The organism is Pseudomonas sp. WSY_20 (assembly GCF_043104335.1).
GTDB classification, from domain to species: domain Bacteria; phylum Pseudomonadota; class Gammaproteobacteria; order Pseudomonadales; family Pseudomonadaceae; genus Aquipseudomonas; species Aquipseudomonas parafulva_B.
Genome location: NZ_JBICKP010000010.1, coordinates 45,071 through 65,680 on the forward strand (window position 1 = coordinate 45,071; position 20,610 = coordinate 65,680).

Annotated in this window: 14 protein-coding genes, 1 rRNA gene and 2 pseudogenes; 11 read left to right on the top strand and 6 right to left on the bottom strand. The window is 63.8% G+C overall.

From position 1 onward, the window contains the following. The first annotated feature begins 9 nt into the window (after positions 1–9). The 11 genes and pseudogenes from ACF8E5_RS01945 to ACF8E5_RS01995 all read left to right on the top strand — a co-directional run bounded on the left by ACF8E5_RS01945 (position 10) and on the right by ACF8E5_RS01995 (position 14,367). Positions 10–450, top strand: coding sequence for a type VI secretion system amidase effector protein Tae4 (locus tag ACF8E5_RS01945; protein WP_058638526.1), 441 nt, complete (start codon positions 10–12; stop codon positions 448–450). Then, on the top strand, positions 447–890 hold the full coding sequence (locus ACF8E5_RS01950) for a hypothetical protein (protein ID WP_182139752.1): 444 nt from the start codon (positions 447–449) through the stop codon (positions 888–890). The genes ACF8E5_RS01945 and ACF8E5_RS01950 overlap by 4 nt, the downstream gene beginning before the upstream one ends. Continuing rightward, entirely contained in the window at positions 884–1,399 is a 516-nt protein-coding gene (gene tssE / locus ACF8E5_RS01955; protein WP_078478124.1) for a type VI secretion system baseplate subunit TssE, read from the top strand. The genes ACF8E5_RS01950 and tssE overlap by 7 nt, the downstream gene beginning before the upstream one ends. Continuing rightward, the gene (tssF, locus tag ACF8E5_RS01960; RefSeq protein WP_196186208.1) at positions 1,396–3,258 is read left to right on the top strand and encodes a type VI secretion system baseplate subunit TssF; all 1,863 of its coding nucleotides are present in this window, start codon (positions 1,396–1,398) and stop codon (positions 3,256–3,258) included. The genes tssE and tssF overlap by 4 nt, the downstream gene beginning before the upstream one ends. Then, the gene (gene tssG, locus ACF8E5_RS01965) at positions 3,255–4,271 is read left to right on the top strand and encodes a type VI secretion system baseplate subunit TssG (RefSeq protein WP_392474839.1); all 1,017 of its coding nucleotides are present in this window, start codon (positions 3,255–3,257) and stop codon (positions 4,269–4,271) included. Before tssF ends, tssG begins: the two co-directional genes overlap by 4 nt. Further along, positions 4,264–6,939 (top strand): type VI secretion system ATPase TssH, encoded by a 2,676-nt coding sequence (tssH, locus tag ACF8E5_RS01970; protein ID WP_182139749.1) that lies wholly within the window; start codon positions 4,264–4,266, stop codon positions 6,937–6,939. The genes tssG and tssH overlap by 8 nt, the downstream gene beginning before the upstream one ends. Before the next feature lie 11 nt (positions 6,940–6,950). Then, positions 6,951–8,888, top strand: coding sequence for a type VI secretion system tip protein VgrG (locus tag ACF8E5_RS01975; RefSeq protein WP_196186206.1), 1,938 nt, complete (start codon positions 6,951–6,953; stop codon positions 8,886–8,888). A gap of 11 nt (positions 8,889–8,899) precedes the next feature. Continuing rightward, complete coding sequence (locus ACF8E5_RS01980) at positions 8,900–9,334, top strand: DcrB-related protein (RefSeq protein ID WP_078478122.1); 435 nt, start codon at positions 8,900–8,902, stop codon at positions 9,332–9,334. 477 nt (positions 9,335–9,811) lie between these two features. Then, positions 9,812–12,205 (top strand): annotated as a pseudogene (locus ACF8E5_RS01985) (DUF6531 domain-containing protein); the annotation flags it as partial. 471 nt (positions 12,206–12,676) lie between these two features. Then, positions 12,677–13,702, top strand: a pseudogene (locus tag ACF8E5_RS01990) (RHS repeat domain-containing protein); the annotation flags it as partial. A gap of 2 nt (positions 13,703–13,704) precedes the next feature. Continuing rightward, positions 13,705–14,367, top strand: a complete 663-nt coding sequence (locus tag ACF8E5_RS01995; RefSeq protein WP_058638532.1) for a hypothetical protein — start codon at positions 13,705–13,707, stop codon at positions 14,365–14,367. 349 nt (positions 14,368–14,716) lie between these two features. On the opposite strand, the gene ACF8E5_RS02000 is transcribed toward ACF8E5_RS01995, so the two are convergent. The 6 genes from ACF8E5_RS02000 to rrf form a co-directional block, all read right to left on the bottom strand. Further along, complete coding sequence (locus ACF8E5_RS02000) at positions 14,717–15,613, bottom strand: LysR family transcriptional regulator (RefSeq protein ID WP_078478119.1); 897 nt, start codon at positions 15,611–15,613, stop codon at positions 14,717–14,719. A gap of 71 nt (positions 15,614–15,684) precedes the next feature. Then, on the bottom strand, positions 15,685–17,709 hold the full coding sequence (locus ACF8E5_RS02005; protein ID WP_392474840.1) for a pyridoxamine 5'-phosphate oxidase family protein: 2,025 nt from the start codon (positions 17,707–17,709) through the stop codon (positions 15,685–15,687). A gap of 26 nt (positions 17,710–17,735) precedes the next feature. Beyond that, entirely contained in the window at positions 17,736–18,365 is a 630-nt protein-coding gene (locus ACF8E5_RS02010) for a glutathione S-transferase family protein (RefSeq protein WP_078478117.1), read from the bottom strand. Between the two features lie 253 nt (positions 18,366–18,618). Continuing rightward, positions 18,619–19,170, bottom strand: a complete 552-nt coding sequence (locus tag ACF8E5_RS02015) for a UPF0149 family protein (protein ID WP_145254953.1) — start codon at positions 19,168–19,170, stop codon at positions 18,619–18,621. 107 nt (positions 19,171–19,277) lie between these two features. Then, positions 19,278–20,165, bottom strand: coding sequence for a nitrilase family protein (locus ACF8E5_RS02020; protein WP_325942806.1), 888 nt, complete (start codon positions 20,163–20,165; stop codon positions 19,278–19,280). Between the two features lie 219 nt (positions 20,166–20,384). Then, positions 20,385–20,500 (bottom strand): 5S ribosomal RNA (gene rrf, locus ACF8E5_RS02025). Between the last annotated feature and the right edge of the window lie 110 nt (positions 20,501–20,610).

Sequence of the window (20,610 nt, forward strand, 5' to 3'; positions counted from 1 at the left end):
GGTGAACCCATGGCCAAGCCTTCTTTCATCAACCTGTGGAATGCCTACCCGACTGACTCGTCGCCTTGCGACGGCGGCTGGGACAACCAGTGCGCCATTCGCATGAGCATTGCGCTCAATGGCGAACACACCATCAAGGTGAATGCCGGCAGCTACAGCGAACCGCGCTGTGCTCATGGCCATGCCCGGGGCGCCGAGTCGCTGGCCAACTGGTTGTGGAAGTACCATCTCGGCGCCCCCCTGCAACTGAGCGGCAGCGCCGACGACCGCCTCAAGCTCAGCGAGAAGCGCGGCATCATCTTCTTCAAGGATTGCTTCGCCCGTGCCGGGCAGGCATTCGACAACCGTACCGGCGACCACATCGATCTGTGGGACCGAGGCCGGGTCACGGGCTATTTCGCCGACCAGGCGCACCGATCCAAGGCTGTCTGGTTCTGGGAGCTCAAATGAGACCTGCATGCACAACCCTGCTGCCGGCGCTGCTGCTCGCATTCGCCTTGAACGCGTGTGCCCAGGCGCCCGCTGCACCGTCGGGCGCGGCGCCTGAGGTGAACTTGGGCGGCCACACCCTTGCGCTGGTTAACCACCAAGGCCGCTGCGCGCTGCGCAAAGCCGATGCCTCGCTGCTGCAACTGGACATGCCCTGGCCCTGCCAGCTCAGCCCAGGGCGCGACAGCGGCAAGCCACGCGTCGAACAATTCAAGGGGGCGCAGATCATCATTGTCAGCCATGTGCAGCCAGACCCGGCGCAACCTGGCCGTTGCGACAGCCAGTTCCAGGCCGTGCGTCAGCTCGGCACGCGCCTGGAGCCCTCCATCCTGGCCCGTGGCGGCAGTTGCTCGCGTGGCCCTGTGGACCAGAAGAACTTCGTGGGGCTGTTCGAGTGGTAGCCGAGATCGCCGCCCGCGACCGCCTGCAGCCGTCGCTGCTGGACCGCCTGACCGACGACAACCCGGGCAACCCGCAGGAAGCCCCGGACAAGCGCGTGCTCAGCCTGCACCAGCTCAAGGCCTCTGTGCTGCGCGACCTCGCCTGGTTGCTCAACACCACTTCGCTGCTCGACAGCGTCACCACCCTGGACACCCCGGCCGGGGCCTCGGTGGTCAACTATGGGCTACCGGCGCTGGCCGGCAACAGCGCCTCGAACATTGACCTGACCGCCCTGGAACGCATCATCCACCAGGCCATCGCCACCTACGAGCCACGCATTCTCCCCCACACCCTCAAGGTGCGGGCCCAGGCCGCGCCCGGCGAGATGAACGCCAACGCCTTGAGCTTCGAGATTGAAGGCGACCTGTGGGCCCAGCCAGCGGCGCTGCCGTTGCTGCTGCAGACCGACATCGACCTTGAGTCCGGGCATGTGCGTGTGGCCCCCGCCGAACGCCGGAGGCGTGCATGAACCCGCGCATGCTCGAGCTGTACAACCAGGAGTTGCAGCACATTCGCGAGAGTGCCGCGGAGTTCGCCAGGGAATACCCGAAAATTGCCGGGCGCCTGACGTTGTCCGGCATCGAGTGCGCCGACCCGTATGTCGAGCGCCTGCTCGAAGGCTTCGCCTACCTCACCGCCCGGGTGCAGCTCAAGCTCGACGCCGAGTACCCGACCTTCACCCACAACCTGCTGGAAATCGCCTACCCACACTACCTGGCGCCGACCCCATCGATGACCGTGGTGCAACTGCAGACCGACCCCGACGAGGGTTCGCTGGCCAGCGGTTTCCGCCTGCCGCGTGACAGTGTGCTGCGCGCCAACCTGGGGCGCAACTCGCAGACCCCGTGCGAGTTCCGCAGCACCCAGGACGTTACCTTGTGGCCGTTGCAGGTGGCCGCCGCCGAGTACTTCGGCAACCCCGGTGCGGTGCTCGGGCGCCTAGCCGGCAGCGTGCCGCAGGCCCGCGCCGGCCTGCGCCTGACCTTGCGCACTGGCGCCGAGGTGCCGTTCGCCAGCCTGCCGCTCAGCCATCTACCGCTGTACCTCAACGGCGCCGACGAAACCCCGTTCCGCCTCTACGAGCAACTGCTGGGCAGCGCTTGCGCGGTGTTCGTCCGCCAACCCGGCGCGGACTGGGTGGAGCGTATTCCCGTCGAGCAGGCGCTGCGCCCGTGTGGCTTCGATGACCGCGAGGCAGCATTGCCGGTGGTGCCGCAGGCGTTCCAGGGCTACCGCCTATTGCAGGAATATTTCGCCCTGCCGCAGCGCTTTCTGTTCGTCAATATCGCCGGGCTGGAACGGGCGGTGCAGCGCTGCAGCGGCCAGACGCTGGAAGTGCTGGTGTTGTTCGAGCGTTTCGACCAGAGCCTGGAAAGCAGCGTCGGCGCCAGCCAGTTCGTGCCGTTCTGCACCCCGGCGATCAACCTGTTCCCGCGCCGGGTCGACCGCCTGCACCTGACCGATCGGGTGCATGAGCACCACGTGATCGCCGACCGCACCCGGCCCACCGATTTCGAGATTCACTCGCTGCAGCGGGTCACCGGCTACGGCACCGGCCCGGACCAGGAATTCCTGCCGTTCTACGCCGTGCGCGACCCGTCGCGCTATGGCCGCGACCAGGCCTACTACATCGTGCGCCGCGAGCCACGGGTGTTGTCCAGTGACCAGCGCCGCAACGGTACCCGCTCCAGCTACATGGGGAGCGAGACGTTCATCAGCCTGGTTGACGGCCAGCAGGCGCCGTACCGCCACGACCTGCGCCAGCTGGGTATCAGCGCCCTGTGCAGCAACCGTGACCTGCCGCTGTTCATGAACGTGGGCGATGGCCGCAGCGACTTCAGCCTGGCCGACAGCGCGCCGGTGGCCGGCATCCGCTGCCTGGCCGGCCCGGGCAGGCCCAAAGCCAGCCATGCCCACGACAACCGCGCCTGGCGCCTGATCAGCCAGCTGTCGCTGAACTACCTGTCGCTGGCCGAACACGGCCAGGGCGCCGCTGCCCTGCGCGAACTGCTGCGCCTGTACGGCGACCCGCAGGACAGCGCCCTGAACCTGCAGATCGACGGCCTGCGCGAGGTCAGCAGCAAGCCCTGCACGCGGCGCCTGCCGATGCCGGGGCCAATCGTGTTCGGGCGTGGCCTGGAAATTACCCTGACCTTCGATGAGAACGCCTTCCGCGGCACCGGCGTGTTCCTGCTGGGTGCGGTGTTCGAACGCTTCCTGACCCGCTATGTGTCGATCAACAGCTTCACCGAAACTGTACTGCGCACCAGCGAACGTGGCGAGATCATGCGCTGGGCCGCTAAACCCGGGCGCAGGCCGACGTTATGAATACCTTGCAGGCCATGCAGGCGCAGCCCTGGGCGTACGATTTCTTCCAGGCGCTGCGCCGCCTCGAGGCGCAGCACCCCGAGCTGCCACGCTTCGGCCATTCCCTGCGCCTGGCCGACGAGCCGGTGCGCCTGGGCCAGCGCTTGGACTGCGGGTTCGCCCCGGCGACCCTGGCTGCGGTCAGTGCCGACGGCGACCAGCCGGCGCGCCTGGAGCAGTTCTTCTTCGGCCTGGGTGGCCCCAATGGCCCGCTGCCACTGCACCTCACCGAATACATGCGCGAGCGCCAGCGCAACCACGGCGACGCGACCAGCAAGGCGTTCCTGGACGTCTTCCATCACCGCCTGCTGAGCCTGTTCTACCGAGCCTGGGCCGAAGCGCACCCGACGGTCAGCCACGACCGCCCGGGTGACGACTACTGGGCCGCGCGCCTGGCGGCGCTGAGTGGCCGTGGCCAGCCCGAACTGCAAGGTCAGGGCGCGCTGGCCGACACCGGCAAACTGCACTGGTCGGGCCACCTGAGCGCGCAAACCCGCTACCCGGATGGCCTGCGCAGCATACTTGGCGGCTATTTTGGCGTGCCGGTGACGCTGGAAGAATACGTCGGCCAATGGCTAGAACTGCCCGAACGCAGCCAGCTCGGCGTGCGCGCCAACCGCCTGGGCGTGGACCTGTGTCTGGGCCGCTACGTCTGGGACCGCCAGCACAAGTTCCGCCTGTGCCTGGGCCCACTCAGCCTCGACCAGTACCACGCCCTGCTGCCCGGCGGGCAGGCTTTCGTCGAACTGGCGTCCTGGGTCGCCGAGTACCTGGGCCAGGAGCTGGACTGGGACCTGAACCTGATCCTTGCGCAGGACCAGGTGCCTGCGCTGCAACTCAATGCCGGCCAACGCCTGGGTTTCGACACCTGGCTCGGCCGCCCTCTGCACGATGCACGCGACCTGAAGCTGGCCCGGTACTACGCCGACCAGCCGGCCGCCGCCCACCACACAAGGAACCAGGACCATGGGTGAAATCAGCCGCGCCGCGCTGTTCGGCAAACTCAACAGCGTCGCCTACAAGGCCATCGAGGCCGCCACGGTATTTTGCAAACTGCGGGGCAACCCCTATGTCGAGCTGGTGCACTGGCTGCACCAATTGCTGCAACTGCAGGACAGCGACCTGCACCGCATCGTACGCCAGTGCGATATCGAGCCGGCGCGCCTGGCCCGTGACCTGACCGATGCCCTGGACCGCCTGCCGCGCGGTTCGACGTCGATCACCGACCTCTCTTCGCAGGTGGAAGAAGCCGTCGAACGCGGCTGGGTATACGGCAGCCTGATGTTCGGCGAAAGCCAGGTGCGCACCGGCTACCTGCTGGTCGGCATCCTCAAGACCCCGAGCCTGCGCCATGCCCTGCAGGGGCTGTCCAGCGAATTCGGCAAAGTGAAGGTCGAGGCGCTGAGCGAACGCTTCAGCGAGTACGTGGGCGACTCGCCGGAAAACCACCTGGCTGCCACCGACGGCTTCAGCGCTGCGCTGCCCGGCGAAGCCAGCGGCGCCGTGGCGCCGGCGGCGATGGGCAAGCAGGAGGCGCTCAAGCGCTTTACCGTCGACCTTACCGAACAGGCGCGCAGCGGCAAGCTTGACCCTATCGTCGGGCGCGACGAAGAGATCCGTCAGCTGGTCGATATCCTCATGCGCCGCCGGCAGAACAACCCGATCCTTACCGGCGAGGCCGGTGTCGGCAAAACCGCCGTGGTGGAAGGCTTCGCCTTGCGCATCGTCGCCGGCGATGTGCCGCCGGCGCTCAAGGACGTAGAACTGCGCAGCCTGGATGTCGGCCTGCTGCAGGCCGGCGCCAGCATGAAAGGCGAATTCGAACAGCGCCTGCGCCAGGTGATCGAGGATGTGCAGGCGTCGCCCAAGCCGATCATCCTGTTCATCGATGAAGCACACACCCTGGTCGGTGCAGGGGGCGCAGCCGGCACCGGCGATGCGGCCAACCTGCTCAAGCCGGCCCTGGCCCGTGGCAGCCTGCGCACAGTGGCGGCGACCACCTGGGCCGAATACAAGAAACACATCGAGAAAGACCCGGCCCTGACCCGCCGCTTCCAGGTGGTGCAGGTGGCTGAGCCGAGCGAAGCCAAGGCCCTGCTGATGATGCGTGGAGTGGCATCGACCATGGAACAGCACCATCAGGTGCAGATCCTCGACGAGGCACTCGAGGCCGCGGTCAAGCTGTCCCACCGCTACATCCCCGCGCGCCAACTGCCGGACAAGTCGGTGAGCCTGCTCGATACCGCCTGCGCGCGCGTGGCCATCAGCCTGCACGCGGTGCCGGCCGAGGTCGATGACAGCCGCCGGCGCATCGAGGCGCTGGAGGTCGAACAGGCGATCATCGCCCGCGAAGCCGCCATCGGCGTGGCCACCGGGCAGCGCCAGGCCCAGGCCGACGGCTTGCTGGCCGAGGAGCGCCAACGCCTAGCCACCCTGGAAAGCCGCTGGGCCGAGGAAAAGGCCCTGGTCGATCAGTTGCTGGCCACCCGCGCGCAGCTGCGCGACCAGGCCGGTGTGGTCGACCAGGACGCGGCGTTGCCAGCAAACTCCGAACTGCGCGAAGCACTGGCCGACCTGCAACAGCGCCTGAGCGCGCTGCAAGGCGAGAGCCCGTTGATTCTGCCGACCGTGGACTACCAGGCCGTCGCCTCGGTGGTGGCCGACTGGACCGGGATTCCGGTGGGGCGCATGGCGCGCAACGAGATCGAGACCGTGCTCAACCTCGACAGCCTGCTGGCCAAGCGCATCATCGGCCAGGACCACGCGCTGCAAATGATCGCCAAGCGCATCCAGACCTCCCGCGCCGGCCTCGACAACCCGCACAAGCCGATCGGCGTGTTCATGCTCGCCGGCACCTCCGGCGTGGGCAAGACCGAGACCGCACTGGCCCTGGCCGAGGCGCTGTACGGCGGTGAGCAGAACCTGATCACCATCAACATGAGCGAGTTCCAGGAAGCGCACACCGTGTCCACCCTAAAGGGCGCCCCGCCCGGCTATGTCGGCTATGGCGAGGGCGGCGTGCTGACCGAGGCGGTGCGCCGCCGGCCGTACAGCGTGGTGCTGTTGGACGAGGTAGAAAAGGCCCACCCGGACGTGCACGAGATCTTTTTCCAGGTGTTCGACAAGGGCGTGATGGAAGACGGCGAAGGCCGCCAGATCGACTTCCGCAATACCCTGATCCTGCTTACCACCAACGCTGGAACCGAGCTGATCGCGCGTACCTGCAACGACCCGCAGGCTCTGCCCGACCCGGACACGGTAGCCAGCCAGCTGCGCCAGCCTCTGCTAGAGATCTTCCCGCCGGCGCTGCTCGGCCGACTGGTGACCATCCCCTACTACCCGCTCAGCGACGCCATGCTCAAGGCCATCACCCGTCTGCAGCTGGAGCGCGTTCGTAAGCGCGTGGAAGGCACGCACAAGGTAGGCTTCGCCTACGACGACGGTGTGGTCGAGCTGGTCGTTTCGCGCTGCAGCGAAACCGAAAGCGGTGGCCGCATGATCGACGCCATCCTCACCAACGGCCTGCTGCCGGACATGAGCCGCGAGTTTCTCACCCGCATGCTCGAAGGCAAGCCGCTGGCCAGCGTACGCATCAGCCGTCGCGACAACGACTTGCACTATGACTTCGGCGCAGCCGACTGACAGGACCGACCATGCTGTTCACGCAGTTCACGCGCCTGGCGCAGATCAACAGCCCGTTGGGGCCGGACAAGCTGATCCTGGCAGAAATGGGCGGCAGCGACGAGCTCGGCCGCCTGTTCGACTATGAGCTGCGGCTGACCAGCGACGACCCGGCCATCGACCTCAACGCCCTGCTGGGCAAGCCGATGAGCCTGAGCGTGCAACAGGGCTTGGGCACCTCTCGCTACTTCCATGGCATCGTCGCCCGCTGCAGCCAGGCGGTCGATCAGGGCCAGTTCGCCAGCTACCGGGTCACCCTGCGGCCGTGGTTGTGGCTGCTGACCCGCACCAGCGACTGCCGCATTTTCCAGCACCTGAGCGCACCGCAAATCATCAAGCAGGTGTTCCGCGACCTGGGCTTTTCCGATTTCGAGGATGCCTTGAGCCGCAGCTACTGCGAGCGCGAGTACTGCGTGCAGTACCGCGAGACCAGCTTCGATTTCGTCAGCCGGCTGATGGAAGAGGAAGGCATCTACTACTTCTTCCGCCATGAAGCGCAGCGCCACGTGCTAGTGCTGGCCGATGCCTACGGCGCGCATCCGCAGGTGCCGGGCTACGAAAGCGTGCCCTACTACCCGCCGGACGGGCAGCATCGCGAGCGCGACCACATCAACGACTGGCACCTGGCCCAGGAAGTCCAGCCTGGTTCGCTGGAACTCAACGACTATGACTTCCAGCGCCCCAGCGCACGCATCGATGTGCGCTCGGCCATGCCCCGCCCGCACCAGGCCGGGGATTACCCGCTATACGACTACCCCGGCGCCTACCAGCAAAGCCAGGACGGCGAGCATTACGCGCGTACGCGCCTGGAATCGCTGCAAAGCCTGCACGAGCGGGTCGAGCTGCGCGGCAATGCCCGCGGCCTGGGCAGCGGCCACCTGTTCAGCCTCAGCGGTTTCACCCGCCAGGACCAGAACCGCGAATACCTGATCGTCGGCGCACGCTACTACGTGCACCAGGAGCGCCTGGAAAGCGGCACCGGCAGCGGCGCCGCGCAGTTCGAGAGCAACCTCAGCTGCATCGACGCCCAGCAGAGTTTCCGCCCGCAGGGCAGCACCGTGCGGCCGATCGTCAAGGGCCCGCAGACCGCCGTGGTGGTCGGCCCCGCTGGCGAGGAGATCTGGACCGACCAGTATGGCCGGGTGAAGGTGCACTTCCACTGGGACCGCCACGACCAGTCCAACGAGAACAGCTCGTGCTGGATCCGCGTATCGCAGGCCTGGGCTGGCAAGAACTGGGGCTCGATGCAGATCCCGCGGATTGGCCAGGAGGTGATCGTCAGCTTCCTCGAAGGCGACCCCGACCGGCCGATCATCACTGGCCGCGTGTACAACGCCGAACAGAGCGTGCCCTACGACCTGCCCGCCAATGCCACGCAAAGCGGCATGAAGAGCCGTTCGAGCAAGGGCGGCAGCCCGGCCAACTTCAATGAAATCCGCATGGAGGACAAGAAAGGCGCCGAGCAGTTGTACATCCATGCCGAGCGCAACCTGGACACCGTGGTCGAGCAGTGCGAGACGCTGGCGGTCGGCATCAACCGCACCCAGACGGTGGGCATGCTGGAAACCATCACCATCGGCCAGGACCGCATCCGCGCCGTGCGCCGCGACGACATGTTGCTTGTCGGTGCCAGCAAGACCGACAGCGTCAGCACCAGCTACCTGATCGAGGTCGGGGAAAACCTGCGGCTGGTCTGTGGCAAGAGCGTGATCGAGCTCAACGCCAGCGGCCAGATCAACATCAGCTGCGAGCAGTTCAGCTTCCATGCCAAGCAGAACGGCGAGATCAATACCGACGGCACCCTCGACCTGAACGTCGGCAGCGGTGCGCAGACCGCACCCGACAACCAGGGTGTGAAAAAGACCATCGACGACTCGGTGAAGGCGATCTTCTCCGGCTCCGACCAGTAACGAGACCTGTCATGAGTTATCGCGTCAACGAATTCCGCCTGGCCCTGCCCGATGCCGCCGTGCAGGACAGCAGCATCAACATCCTGCGCTTCGAGGCGCTGGCCACCTCGCTGATCATCAGCCGAAGCCAGCTGGCCGAAGGCGAGACCTTGCAGAGCAATTTCGATGGCCAGCTGCAGCGCCTGCAACAACAGGTCAAGGACTTGCGCATGCAACCGGCCCAGGCCGTGCAGGTGGGTGCCGCCCAGGCGATCGCCGCCATCGAGCTGAGCAGCCAATTTAGCAAGGGCCAGGAAAAGGTCCACCAGTACCAGCTGGCCCTGGTGCTGCCCGGCACGCGCAAGATGTTTGCCCTGAGTTACGTCAAGGCCAGCCCGCTGGGCGCAGCAGACGCGGCGCACTGGGCAACCATCAAGCAGTCGCTCGATTTCGACAACCTGGGCTGATCGCGCACCATGTCCGACGCCCTGTGGGCCGCCCGCGAAGGCGACGCGCTGATGCACACCTCGATGCTGGCAGACATCGTCGGCGGTGTACTGGAAATCGCTGCCACCGTGGCCATCGGTGCCCTGGCCACTGCCGCCGTGGCGGCGGCGTTCGGCCTGACCGTGGCCACCGGTGGCCTGGGCTGCTTCGTGCTGGGTGCGGTGGTCGGCCTGGTGGTCGGTGTGGTCATGGCCAAGACCGGCGCCGATACCGGCCTGAGCCGATTATGCGAGGGTATCGGAAATTTCCTGTTCCCGCCGTCGGTGCAGGCCACCATCATCAGTGGCTCGCCGAACACTCGCACCAACGGCATGCGCGCGGCACGTGCTGCCGGCATCGTCACCGGCCCGCCGGCACCGCTGGAGCCGGCCGGCGCCGAGGCTGGCGAGGCGAAGGAAGAAAGCTTTCTGGACATGGCCAAGGGCTTCTTCTCGCAGATGTGGCGGCCGACCGTGGCCACGCCAGCCGCCAATACTCTGCCAGCCCCGGACGACAAAGTACTGTGCAGCAAGCACCCGCCCATGCCACCGCAATATCTGGCCGAAGGGTCAAGCAAGGTACTGATCAATGGCCACCCGGCCTGCCGCAGCGGTGACCGCAGCACCTGCGAAGCGGTGATCGTCGAAGGTGGCCTGATATCGAGCAACGTGCGCATCGGTGGAGAGCCGATCGTAGTGCGCGAGATACGCAGCGGCAAGACGCCGGGCATCGGCCTGGCGGTGACCGCGCTGATGCTGCTGCGCGGGCGTGGCGGCAAGTTCTACAGCAAGTTCGGCTGCATGCTGGTGGGCGGGGTGAGCAGCGTCGTGACCGGGCAGGTGACCGGTGCCCTCACCCAGGCCATGGCCGGTTCGCCCAACCCGGTACATGCGGCGACCGGCGGCAAGGTCCTGTGTGGCGATGAAGACCTCGACTTCACCGTGCAGGCCACCCTGCCGATCGCCTGGCAACGCTTCTACAACAGCCACGACGAGCGGATCGATGGCTTGTTCGGCGCGGGCTGGAGCCTGCCTTACGAAGTTTCGGTAGAGGTTGGCGAAGACGATCACCTGGTGCTGGTCGACGAGCAGGCCCGCCGGGTGGATATGGGCATCATCACCTTGGGTGATGCGGTGTTCAGCGTCGGTGAAGGGCTGAGCGTACGCCGGGCGCACAACGGCGAGCTGCTGACCGAAAGCCGCGAAGGCGAGTACCGGTTGTTCCAGCCGACCCCGGGGCGGCCTGACCGACTGCGCCTGAGCCAGATCGGTGATCGCAACGACAACCGGATCTACCTGGATTACGACGACCAAGGCCGTCTTTGCCAGTTGCGCGATACCTTCGACCAGGTGCGTGTCCGGCTCGGCTACAGCCAGCAATGGCCACAGCGTGTGAGCCACGTCGACTTCCACGCGGCGAGCGGCGAATCGCAACGCTTGGCCAGCTATGGCTATGACGCCAACGGTGACCTGGCTCAGGTGCTGGATGGCGCAAGCCAGCCGCTGCGCAGCTTTGCTTACGACGCCGCCCGACGCATGATCGAACACCGTACTGGGGGCGGTCTGTGTTGCAATTACGAATGGGCGCAGCATGAGGACGGTTGGCGGGTAGTACGACACTGGACCAACGGCGGCGACAGCTACGCCTTCGAATACGATGTGGCCGCTGGCATCACGCGGGTGACCGACAGTCTTGGCCGCGTCGCCGTGCGCCACTGGAACCCGCAGTATCAGATCACCGCCTACACCGATGCACTCAAGCGGACCTGGCGCTTCGAATGGAACGACGAGCGCCAGTTGCTCGAGGCAAGCGATCCCCTGGATGGACGCTGGCAATTTTTCTACGATGAGTCGGGCAATCTTGCCGAAACGGTCGACCCGCTGGGGCGTAGCGAGTCGAGCGAGTGGCTCGAGCATTGGTCGCTGCCTCGCAGCCAGACCGACCAGGCCGGCCACCGCTGGACATTCGCCTACGACCAACGTGGCAACTGCACGCGCGAAACCGACCCGCTGGGCCAGCACACACGGTATCGCCACGACAGCCAGGGAAACCCTGTCGAAATCATCGATGCCAATGGTTCCAGCCGCCACCTGCGCTGGAACGAGCAAGGACTGCTGGTCGAACAGCGGGACTGCTCCGGCTATCTGACCCGCTTCGCCTACGATACATTGGGCCACCTGCAATCGATCACCGACGCCCAGGGCGAGCGCACCGGCTACCAGCATGACAGCAAGGGTCGCTTGCGCAGCGTGACCTTGCCCGATGGCCGCAGCGAAGCGTTTGTCCTGGATGCCAGCGGCTTGTTGGCACAGCACATCGACACAGCAGGTCACGTTACCCAATACCGGCGTAACCGCCGCGGGCAGCTGGAACTACGCACCGATGCGCTCGGCCGACAGGTGCGCTACCAGTACGATAACCATGGGCGCCTGCTCGCGCTGTACAACGAAAATGGTGAAGCATACGGTTTCGAATGGGATGCAGGCGACCGGCTGATCGCCGAACGCGACCTGGACGGCGGCTTGCGGCGCTACCAGTACGACCTACTGGACAACCTTGTCCAGGTGACCTTCATGCCTGCGCCGGGCAGCGAGGAGGCGCCCATCATTCATCGCATGGCGTATGACGCCGGCGGTCGCCTGCTGACCCGCCATACCGATGAGGGGCGCACCGACTACTGCAATGACCCCCTGGACAACGTGGTTGCGGTCCGCCGTACCGCCGTGGATGGCCAGGTCGAGGAACTTGGCTTCGCCTTCGATGTACTTGGCCAGTTGCTCGAAGAACACAGCGCGCAGGGCCGCGTGCAGTATCAGTACGACCCGCTCGGCAATGTCACCCGCACGCGAGTCCCCGACGGCCGTTGGATCAACCGCCTGTACTACGGTAGCGGGCACCTGCACCAGATCAACCTCGATGGCAAGGTGGTGTGCGATTTCGAGCGAGACCGCGTACACCGGGAGACGCTGCGCCTGCAGGGCAACCTGGCGATTCAACGCCAGTACGACCGTGGCGGGCGCGTGCGCACCCTGCTGCGCCGCCCGGCAACCCAACCCCGCCAGCTGCCGGCGCCAGACCAGCAGCGGTACCAATTCGACGCGGCCGACCAACTGGCCGTACGCGAAGTGCAGCATCCGGGCACCGGCTATTTGCAGGCTTATCAGCATGATGGCTGCGGCTATGTGCTGGGGCGCCAAGACAGCCCTGTCGGCCAGCGCGAAGCATTCCGCTACGACGCGGCCGGCAACCTGCTCGACCCGCGGGCAGCAGGTGCCGGGCTGGTCCGGCACAACCGCGTGCTCACTTTCGAGGACAAGCGCTATCGCTACGATGGCTTCGGTCGCCTGGTGGAAAAGCGCAGCCGTCGCCGCGGTACGCAGCATTTTCGCTACGACGCCGAGCACCGGCTGGTCCAGGTGCGCAACTTGCAACCCGGGCGGGAGCGCATCATCGACATGCGCTACGACCCGATGGGCCGGCGTACCGAGAAGATCGAATCGACGCTCGACGGCCAGGTGGTCGGCCGCACGCGCTTCAGCTGGAGTGGCCTGCGCCTGCTCGGCGAGCAGCACAATGGCCGGCAGGCGTTGTACTTGTACGAGGACGATGGTCATGAACCGCTGGCCCGGGTGGATGGCCTGGGTGCTCACCAGCAGGTACTGCATTACCACAATGACATCAACGGCCTGCCGGAGCAGTTGACCGACGACGCTGGCGAGGAGGTGTGGTCGGCGCGCTACCTGACCTGGGGCGCAAGCTGGGATGAACAGCGGGCTACCCGTCTGCCGGAAAAACAGAACCTGCGCTTCCAAGGCCAGTACCTGGACCGCGAAACCGGCCTGCACTACAACTTGTTCCGCTTCTACGACCCGGAGATAGGCCGCTTTACCCAGCCTGACCCGATTGGTCTGGCCGGTGGTTTGAACCTTTACGAGTATGCGCCCAACCCGTTTACTTGGATCGACCCATGGGGTCTATTGAAGGAAGGCGAGACCGCGGGGTATGGTGCCAAGGCGCACCGAGGCGATGGCCTTGAAGCTCATGAGATTCTGCGTAACAAGTTCTTGCAGGACGCCGGTATTGCACCGAAAAACCGCAGGTTGCGCGGCAACCCTTCGATTGCCCTGACGCCGAAGCACCATGATCAGGTGCATGCTGCAGAGAACCGGTTACGCAAGGCAATGGGCCTCAAGCCTAACCAGATGCTCAAAAGCGGCAAGCTTGAAATCCGCTTGATGTCCAAGGCGATCTACCAATCGTTAGTCAGCCAGGGGGATGTCACAATCCAGCAACTCAGAACGGCACGACGCTACGCCAAATCGTTCGCCAAAAGCAAAGGGTGTTACTAGCCATGAAGAAAATCGTGTTGTCCCAACAAGATCACGGCTACGGCCAGATCGGTGGTGCGCCTTTGCTCAAGGATCTCTCCCTGTGGCCGGCCAACCCGCAAACCGGTGGGCTGATGACTCCCATCATGACCCTTACCGAACAATTCCAACCGGCCCGGTTCGTCCCACCAGGCATGGCTATCACCGTTTTTCTTGCAGTCGCGCAACAGCAGGATGGTAGCTTCAACCGCCCACTTCAACGTCGCTATACGGTCAATCAGCAGTCTGAACTGCAGAGCGTGCTCAGCGGTGGCTTTGCCCGGGTCATTCTGCATGAACTCGCCAGCCATCCACTGGAGCCCAGCACCCCGCCCTTGCTGCTGGAGCGAGCGTTCATCGATTTCGAAGAAATGACCGACGAGGAGCATGACGAGGAGCATGAGGATGAAGACAGCGGGATCGGCCTGAGCAAGCCCAGCGGTCGCCCTTGCTGGCTGCAGGATCCGATCTACGAACCACCGCGCTACATGTTCATGATGCAACTGGTAGACGCCGACGTGGCCCAAGCCAGTCCGCCACATGGTGGGCTGTTTGGCGAAGGTAACGGCTACCTGTTCGTGGACATGCAGGCGCGCCGTGGCAAGGAAGGCGATGACGCCGGGTTCTTCTTCATTCAGTTCACCTGAAGGGCTGCTGACTCAAGGCGATCACCCGAGAGGGGCAAGGGCTGAGGAGATTCACGTGAACATCTGTCACTTGGACAACGCGCCGCCCCTTGGGGAGACTTGGGCGAAGATACCGATGTAGACAGCATCAAGCGCGCCGGCCCACACACCCCAGCCGCCTAGCCCATTACCGACTACCTCGATCTGGAAGGCGGGCCGACCTCTACAATCGATTCACTGCCGCATGACCCTGGCTTGCCGCACGTATGCCCGCGTACCGGCAAGCAGTCGTGGTGGGCAAGCTCAACCTGCACAAGGACCTGCAGCACGAACCACCCAGGTTGCTTTACATTCACCCTGCTCAGTTAAATCAGTCCAGCTGTCGAGCCTTCAGCGCCTGCGCCAGCATGTCAATGAAGGCCCGGACCTTGGCTGAACCGTACTTGCTCTCCCGGTGCAATATATGGATTGGCCAAGGCGCCTCTTCGTAATCGGCCAGAACCACCTGCAGCTGCCCGCTGGCCAGTTCATCCGCGACCTGATACGACAGCAGGCGAGCAATGCCCAACCCGCAGCTGGCCGCAGCGATGGCGCCGTCATTGCTGGTCACAGTCAAGCGGGGTTTCATGCGCACCAAGGTCGGTTCACCGATTACTCCGAAACGCCAGCCGGCTCGCGGCGACAGGTTGGTGGTACCAATCACTGCATGCTCCGCCAAGTCGGACGGGTGCTTTGGCACGCCATGACGCGCCAGATATTCGGGAGAGGCACATAGCATGCGTCGGACCCTGCCCACCCGCAGTGCTTTGAGCCCGGAGTCGGGCAAGGGCCCGATACGAACGGCCACATCCATGCCCTCTTCGACCATGTTCACGATGCGGTCGAGGAAGTAGGCGGAGACGTCAACCTCGGGATACTGCTGCAGGTAGCGGACGATGCACGGCATGACGAACTTCTTGCCAAACAGGATGGGCGCAGTAACGGCCAGGTCGCCCTTGGGTGTGGCGTTGATGCCGGCAGCGGCTTCGTTGGCCTCATGGATGCTGGCGAGAATGTGCCGGGTGTCCTCCAGGTAGCGGCCGCCGGCTTCGGTCAGGCGCACACTGCGCGTGGTACGCAGCGCCAACTTCACCCCGAGTTGTTCTTCCAGGGCGACAACAGCACGGGTGACGGCCGCCGGGGAGATATCCAGGCGCCGGGCAGCGGCGGCGAAGCTTTCCAGTTCGCCAACGGCGACGAACACCTTCATCAGGTGGATCTGGTCCATGCGGGCTCCTGGGGGCGGGAATGCGGGCATTATGGTTGATTCGAGGCGCTGGTGCTGCCTGTTCTGGCCGATCAGATATCAAGCATCAGCGCCTGCCCCGGCTCATCCATGTTCGCTGGCACCGCGCAACAGATCAGCGCGGTCCCGCTCTCCGGCATTTCGGCCGGGAGGTTAGGGTAATGCACCTGGCCACTGAGCAACCGCGTTTTGCAGGTGCCGCAGGTTCCACCCCGGCAACTGAATTCCGGCGACAGGCCATGTGCTTCGGCCAGCTCCAGCAGTGTGCCGCTGGAGGGTGACCACTGTGCCTGCTTAGCTGATGCTGCAAAATGCACCGCCACTGGCTCGCTGGCAGCAGGCGGCTGCTGCAGCGTCGGCTGGCCGGCGTCGAGGTGGCGGCGAAGGCTTGACGGGCCGAACGCTTCGGCATGAATCCGCGCGTCCGGCACATGCAGGCCACGCAGCCCCTGGTAGAAGTCCTGGGTGAAGTTGCCTGGGCCACACAGGTAGAAGTCGTAGTCATCGAGTGTCAGTGTGGCTTTGACGTGCTCGATACCCAGCCGGCCGGCAAACTGATAATCACGGCCTGGCTGGGCGTGGTCTTCGGGTTGGCTCAGGGCGCGGTACACGTGCAGCAGCCCTGCGGCGTAATGTTGCAAGTGGGCCAGTTCCTTGTGGAATGCCAGATCAGCCAAGCTACGGGCACCTTGGAAAAGATGAATGACCCGCGCCTGCCCCTGCTTCAACTGCTCGCGCAACATGGCCAGCAAAGGCGTGATACCCACGCCAGCGCCAATCAGTACCAGCGGCCGGGTGCTGTTCAAATCGAGCGTGAAACTGCCTACGGGCGGGCGCACCTGCAGTACATCGCCTGCCACGACGCGCTCATGCAAATATCGCGAAGCGGGCCCCTGGGCTTTGACGCTGATACGCACATGGCCGTCGGAGGGTGCGCTGGACAGGCTGTAGGTGCGGATCAGAGGCTTATGCGGGTCCAGCGGGATTTGCACGGGCACATGTTGCCCTGGCGCGAACGTCACTGCGGTAGCGCCAGGTGGCTCAAGGTAGAACGAGCGGATATCGCCGCTTTCCTGCTCTACCCGCAGCACACGCCAAGGTTGCCATTGCGCCTGTTGCGAAGGTTGCAGCAGGCGGGGCCAGGTGCCGGTCGCCAACGTGGTTGGCGCGTAGTCCTTGAATGCCCAACGCAGGCCAACTGCGCCCGGACGCCATACCACCTGCTCGACATCCAGCGTCCATAGACGCTCGGCACCCTCGAACAGGGAAGTGTCGGGGCTGTCCAGCACCAGCTCGGCACGCCCATACAGTTGCAGCACGTTGCCGTTGCTGAAGTCGATGAACAATAGCCCAGCCCGGGGGTTTGCCAGCAGGTTGCCCAGGGTATTGAAGTGCAGGTTCCCGGCGTAATCGGGGATGGTCAGGAGGCTGCCTTCAACCCTGACGAAGCCGGGTCGTCCGCCACGGTGGGAGACGTCCACCGCTCGCTGGCCGTCGGCGTGCTCGACATAACTGGCAACGAAGAAGGTATCGGCTGCCTGGATCAGGCTGACGGCATCGGCATCCAGCGCTGTGGAATCGACGCGCCCTTGGAGCAGTTGCGCAACCCGGGTGTAGTCGCGCCGTTGGATGTATTGCGGGCAGTTGCCGAATGACTGAGCCACGGTCACCTGCAACTGCCCCTGGGTGGCCTGTTGGATGTGGCCGTTGAGGCGATTGCGCCGACGGGTGTGCAGTTCGATACCCAGCAGACCGACTGCCTGCCCGTCGGCCAGCCCTGGCGTCGCCGGATCGTCGGCTGGCGGTTGGGTATCGATTATCAGCTCACGTGGATGGGGCGAGCGGATGAAACCTTCCGGCCCCTCCAGTAGGGTCGCCCATGGACGGCCCTGCGAGTCCACGCTGGCGGCAACAATGAACGGCAGCTGGTGGTAGAAGGTGCGGTGCTGATCGGGCATGTAGTCGCGAATGACCTTATGCCCCACCGCCTCCATGCGCGCTGCAACACCCACCTTTTCCTGCAGGGTTTTCTCGCCTGGGTGCCAAGGCGATGGGCGATGGTCGAGTGTGTGCTGCATGGCGACGTCCTCGGGGCGGCAAAGTGTCAGGCGTTGTTCTGCAGCCCGATCTGAGTACGTGGCATGGCCACGAAGCCGGGCAACGCTTCGATTCGCATCAGCCAGTCGCGCACATTGGCGTAGGGCTCCAGCGACACATTGCCTTCAGGTGCGTGGGCGATGTACGAGTAGTTGGCGATGTCGGCGATGGTTGGGGTATGGCCTGCCAGGAACGGTCTTTCGGCCAACTCGGTATCGATCACCTTGAGCAGCGCATGGGCGCGAGCAATGACCTCGTCGGTATTGAATGCCGCGCCGAATACGGTTACCAGGCGCGCGGCGGCCGGACCGAAGGCCAGCGGGCCGGCCGCTACCGATAACCAGCGTTGCACAGCAGCCGCTGCCACTGGATCTTCGGGCAGCCATGCACCGTTGTCGTATTTCTTGGCCAGGTACACCAGGATGGCGTTGGAATCAGCGATCACCGTACCGTTGTCATCGATCACCGGCACCTGACCGAAAGGGTTCAGGGCCAGGAACTCGGGTTGCTTGTGCGCACCTGCTGCCAGGTCCACGAAAACCAGTTCGGTGGGCAACGCAAGCAGGGAAAGCATGAGCTCGATGCGGTGCGCGTGACCGGACTTGGGGAAGTTGTAGAGCTTTATTGGGTTGGACATTGGCATGGCTCCTAGTCAGCGCCGGCATAGCGCTGGTGGAGCCATACTGCATGTATCGACGTAGAAGCAGAATCAGCGCCTGGAGCAAGCCTCAATTTCGCTGATCGAAACAATGGGCCTGCGTGGCGCCCGCGACAGAAGGTGATTGGAGGTAGAGCCTGTGCTGAGCCTATACAACGTGGGGACTGTGGCACCGTATGGCTGTTTGAACCCCAACTTGCTCAGTTCATCAAATTCGCGGTCTTCGATGGCCTTACCGCTGCCTTGAATAGAAGCGATAGAGCTGGCGAACGGCATCGATGACTTGGGGCACGCACTGCTGGATATCCTGTTCGGACATCTGATCCAATAGCTCGACGTTATCTTCCAACCCATGTAGCGAGATAGTCTTGAGCAGCGCATCCTGTTCTGTAGGCAGGGCAGCCCACCCAGCGACTTGAGTGCCGCGCATGTAGCCAAAGCACCACTCCTCCATGACGACTTCGGTACCCTGATCGCCCTCGCCTTGCTCAAAAAGCGGTTCGAAGCCATCAACATCGTCTTCCAGGTCTTCGGCAACCTGACTGGCGTAGCGCAACATTAATGCCGTATAGGCCTCTTCGTCAGCAGGCTTCTTGAACTTGGGAACGTGACCGCCGGCTACCGCTGGCAGCCATTCCATAGGCTGGACGGTATTGGGTGAGCTAGCCAGGGCGGTGAAGAAGCCGTTGAGCTCTGCCAGATTGATGACCGAGTAGTCATTGCCGTAGACGATCAACATGTCTTCAAGGCGATTGAGCTCTTTTTCTGTAAGCGGTAAAAACATGCAGTAGGGTCCTGGCAGTCGGGTATGCGTGCACCCTAACATAAACACCTCCTGCAGAGCGCCTGCGCGCTTCATACGCATCATGTGGGTATGCCTGAATAGCGTGCTCACTTCCTTAGCGGCATGGCCGCATGCAGGCGATAACCGAGCGTCACATCATAAAGATCTGTACGCCGATCACGGGGGGCGTCATTCAAGGTATTGCAGGGGGCCGAGCGAGCACTGCTCAGGTCTATATCGGCATAGACGATGGTCTGCTCTTGTGCACTGGCCACTTCGCCAATAGGCCAGCCGTTGGTTCCGGCAATCAGTGAACATCCCAAAAACCGCCTACCTCGCTCGTCACCGATACGATTGGCAGCGGCAATGAAGATATTGTTGATGTGGGCGGCCGTCATGGTCAGGTAGTTGGCCATGCACCGGTCTGCCTGATCGAATAGCGGTGGTGGTGTCCAGACCCAGTTATTGAGGCTGCAGATCAGATCGGCCCCTTGGGCTGCCAGCAGTCGTGGCACTTCCGGGAACCAGATATCACCGCCAATCAACAGACCTATGCGGCCTATCGATGTGTCAAACACTGGAAAGCCCAGGTTACCTGGGGCACACCACAAGTTTTCCTGGGCCCCTAAGTGAGCCTTGCGGTAATGCCCGAGCAAACCGCTCGGGCCGAACAGCACCGCACTGTCATACAGTTTCAATCCATCCTGTTCGACGAATCCGGCAGCCAAGTAGACTTGGTATTGCTCGGCAAGGTCTGCCCAGGCCTGCACGCTAGAGCCGTGCTCAAGTGTTTCGGCATGAGCAAAGGCCTCTGCCCGCGACACAAAGGTGTAGCCCGTGTTGGTGAGTTCGGGCAGCACGATGAGGTTGGCTCCAGCACGCGCGGCGCTGCGTGCCAATGCCACGCTCTTGGCGAGGTTACCAGCGCAATGTTCAAGCCCCACCTGAGGCGCGAACTGGATGACGGCAATGCGTGCCGGGCTGAATGCGGCCATGATGCCTTCCCTCTTTTGATCGTTTAGAAGGAAGCCAGTAGAGCCGGCTTTCGTTAACCGGATACAGTCGGGCGTTTCTGATAAGTCGGTAGGATTCTACGATTCAGATGGTAGGCATGACCTTACAGATCAAACCATCTATTCAGCTGCAATAATTTTGGGTAGTCCCAAAGACAAAACCCCTACCTGCATACGCAGATAGGGGTTTTGCGAAATGAATCTTGACGATGACCTACTCTCACATGGGGAAACCCCACACTACCATCGGCGATGCATCGTTTCACTACTGAGTTCGGGATGGGATCAGGTGGTTCCAATGCTCTATGGTCGTCAAGAAATTCTGTAGCCAGAATGTCCTGTTGGACAGCCCAGCGAATCCGGATATGTGATGTTTGCGATACGTTGCGAACTTTCGGTTCATGTCATCTTCACCACCGCAATCTGC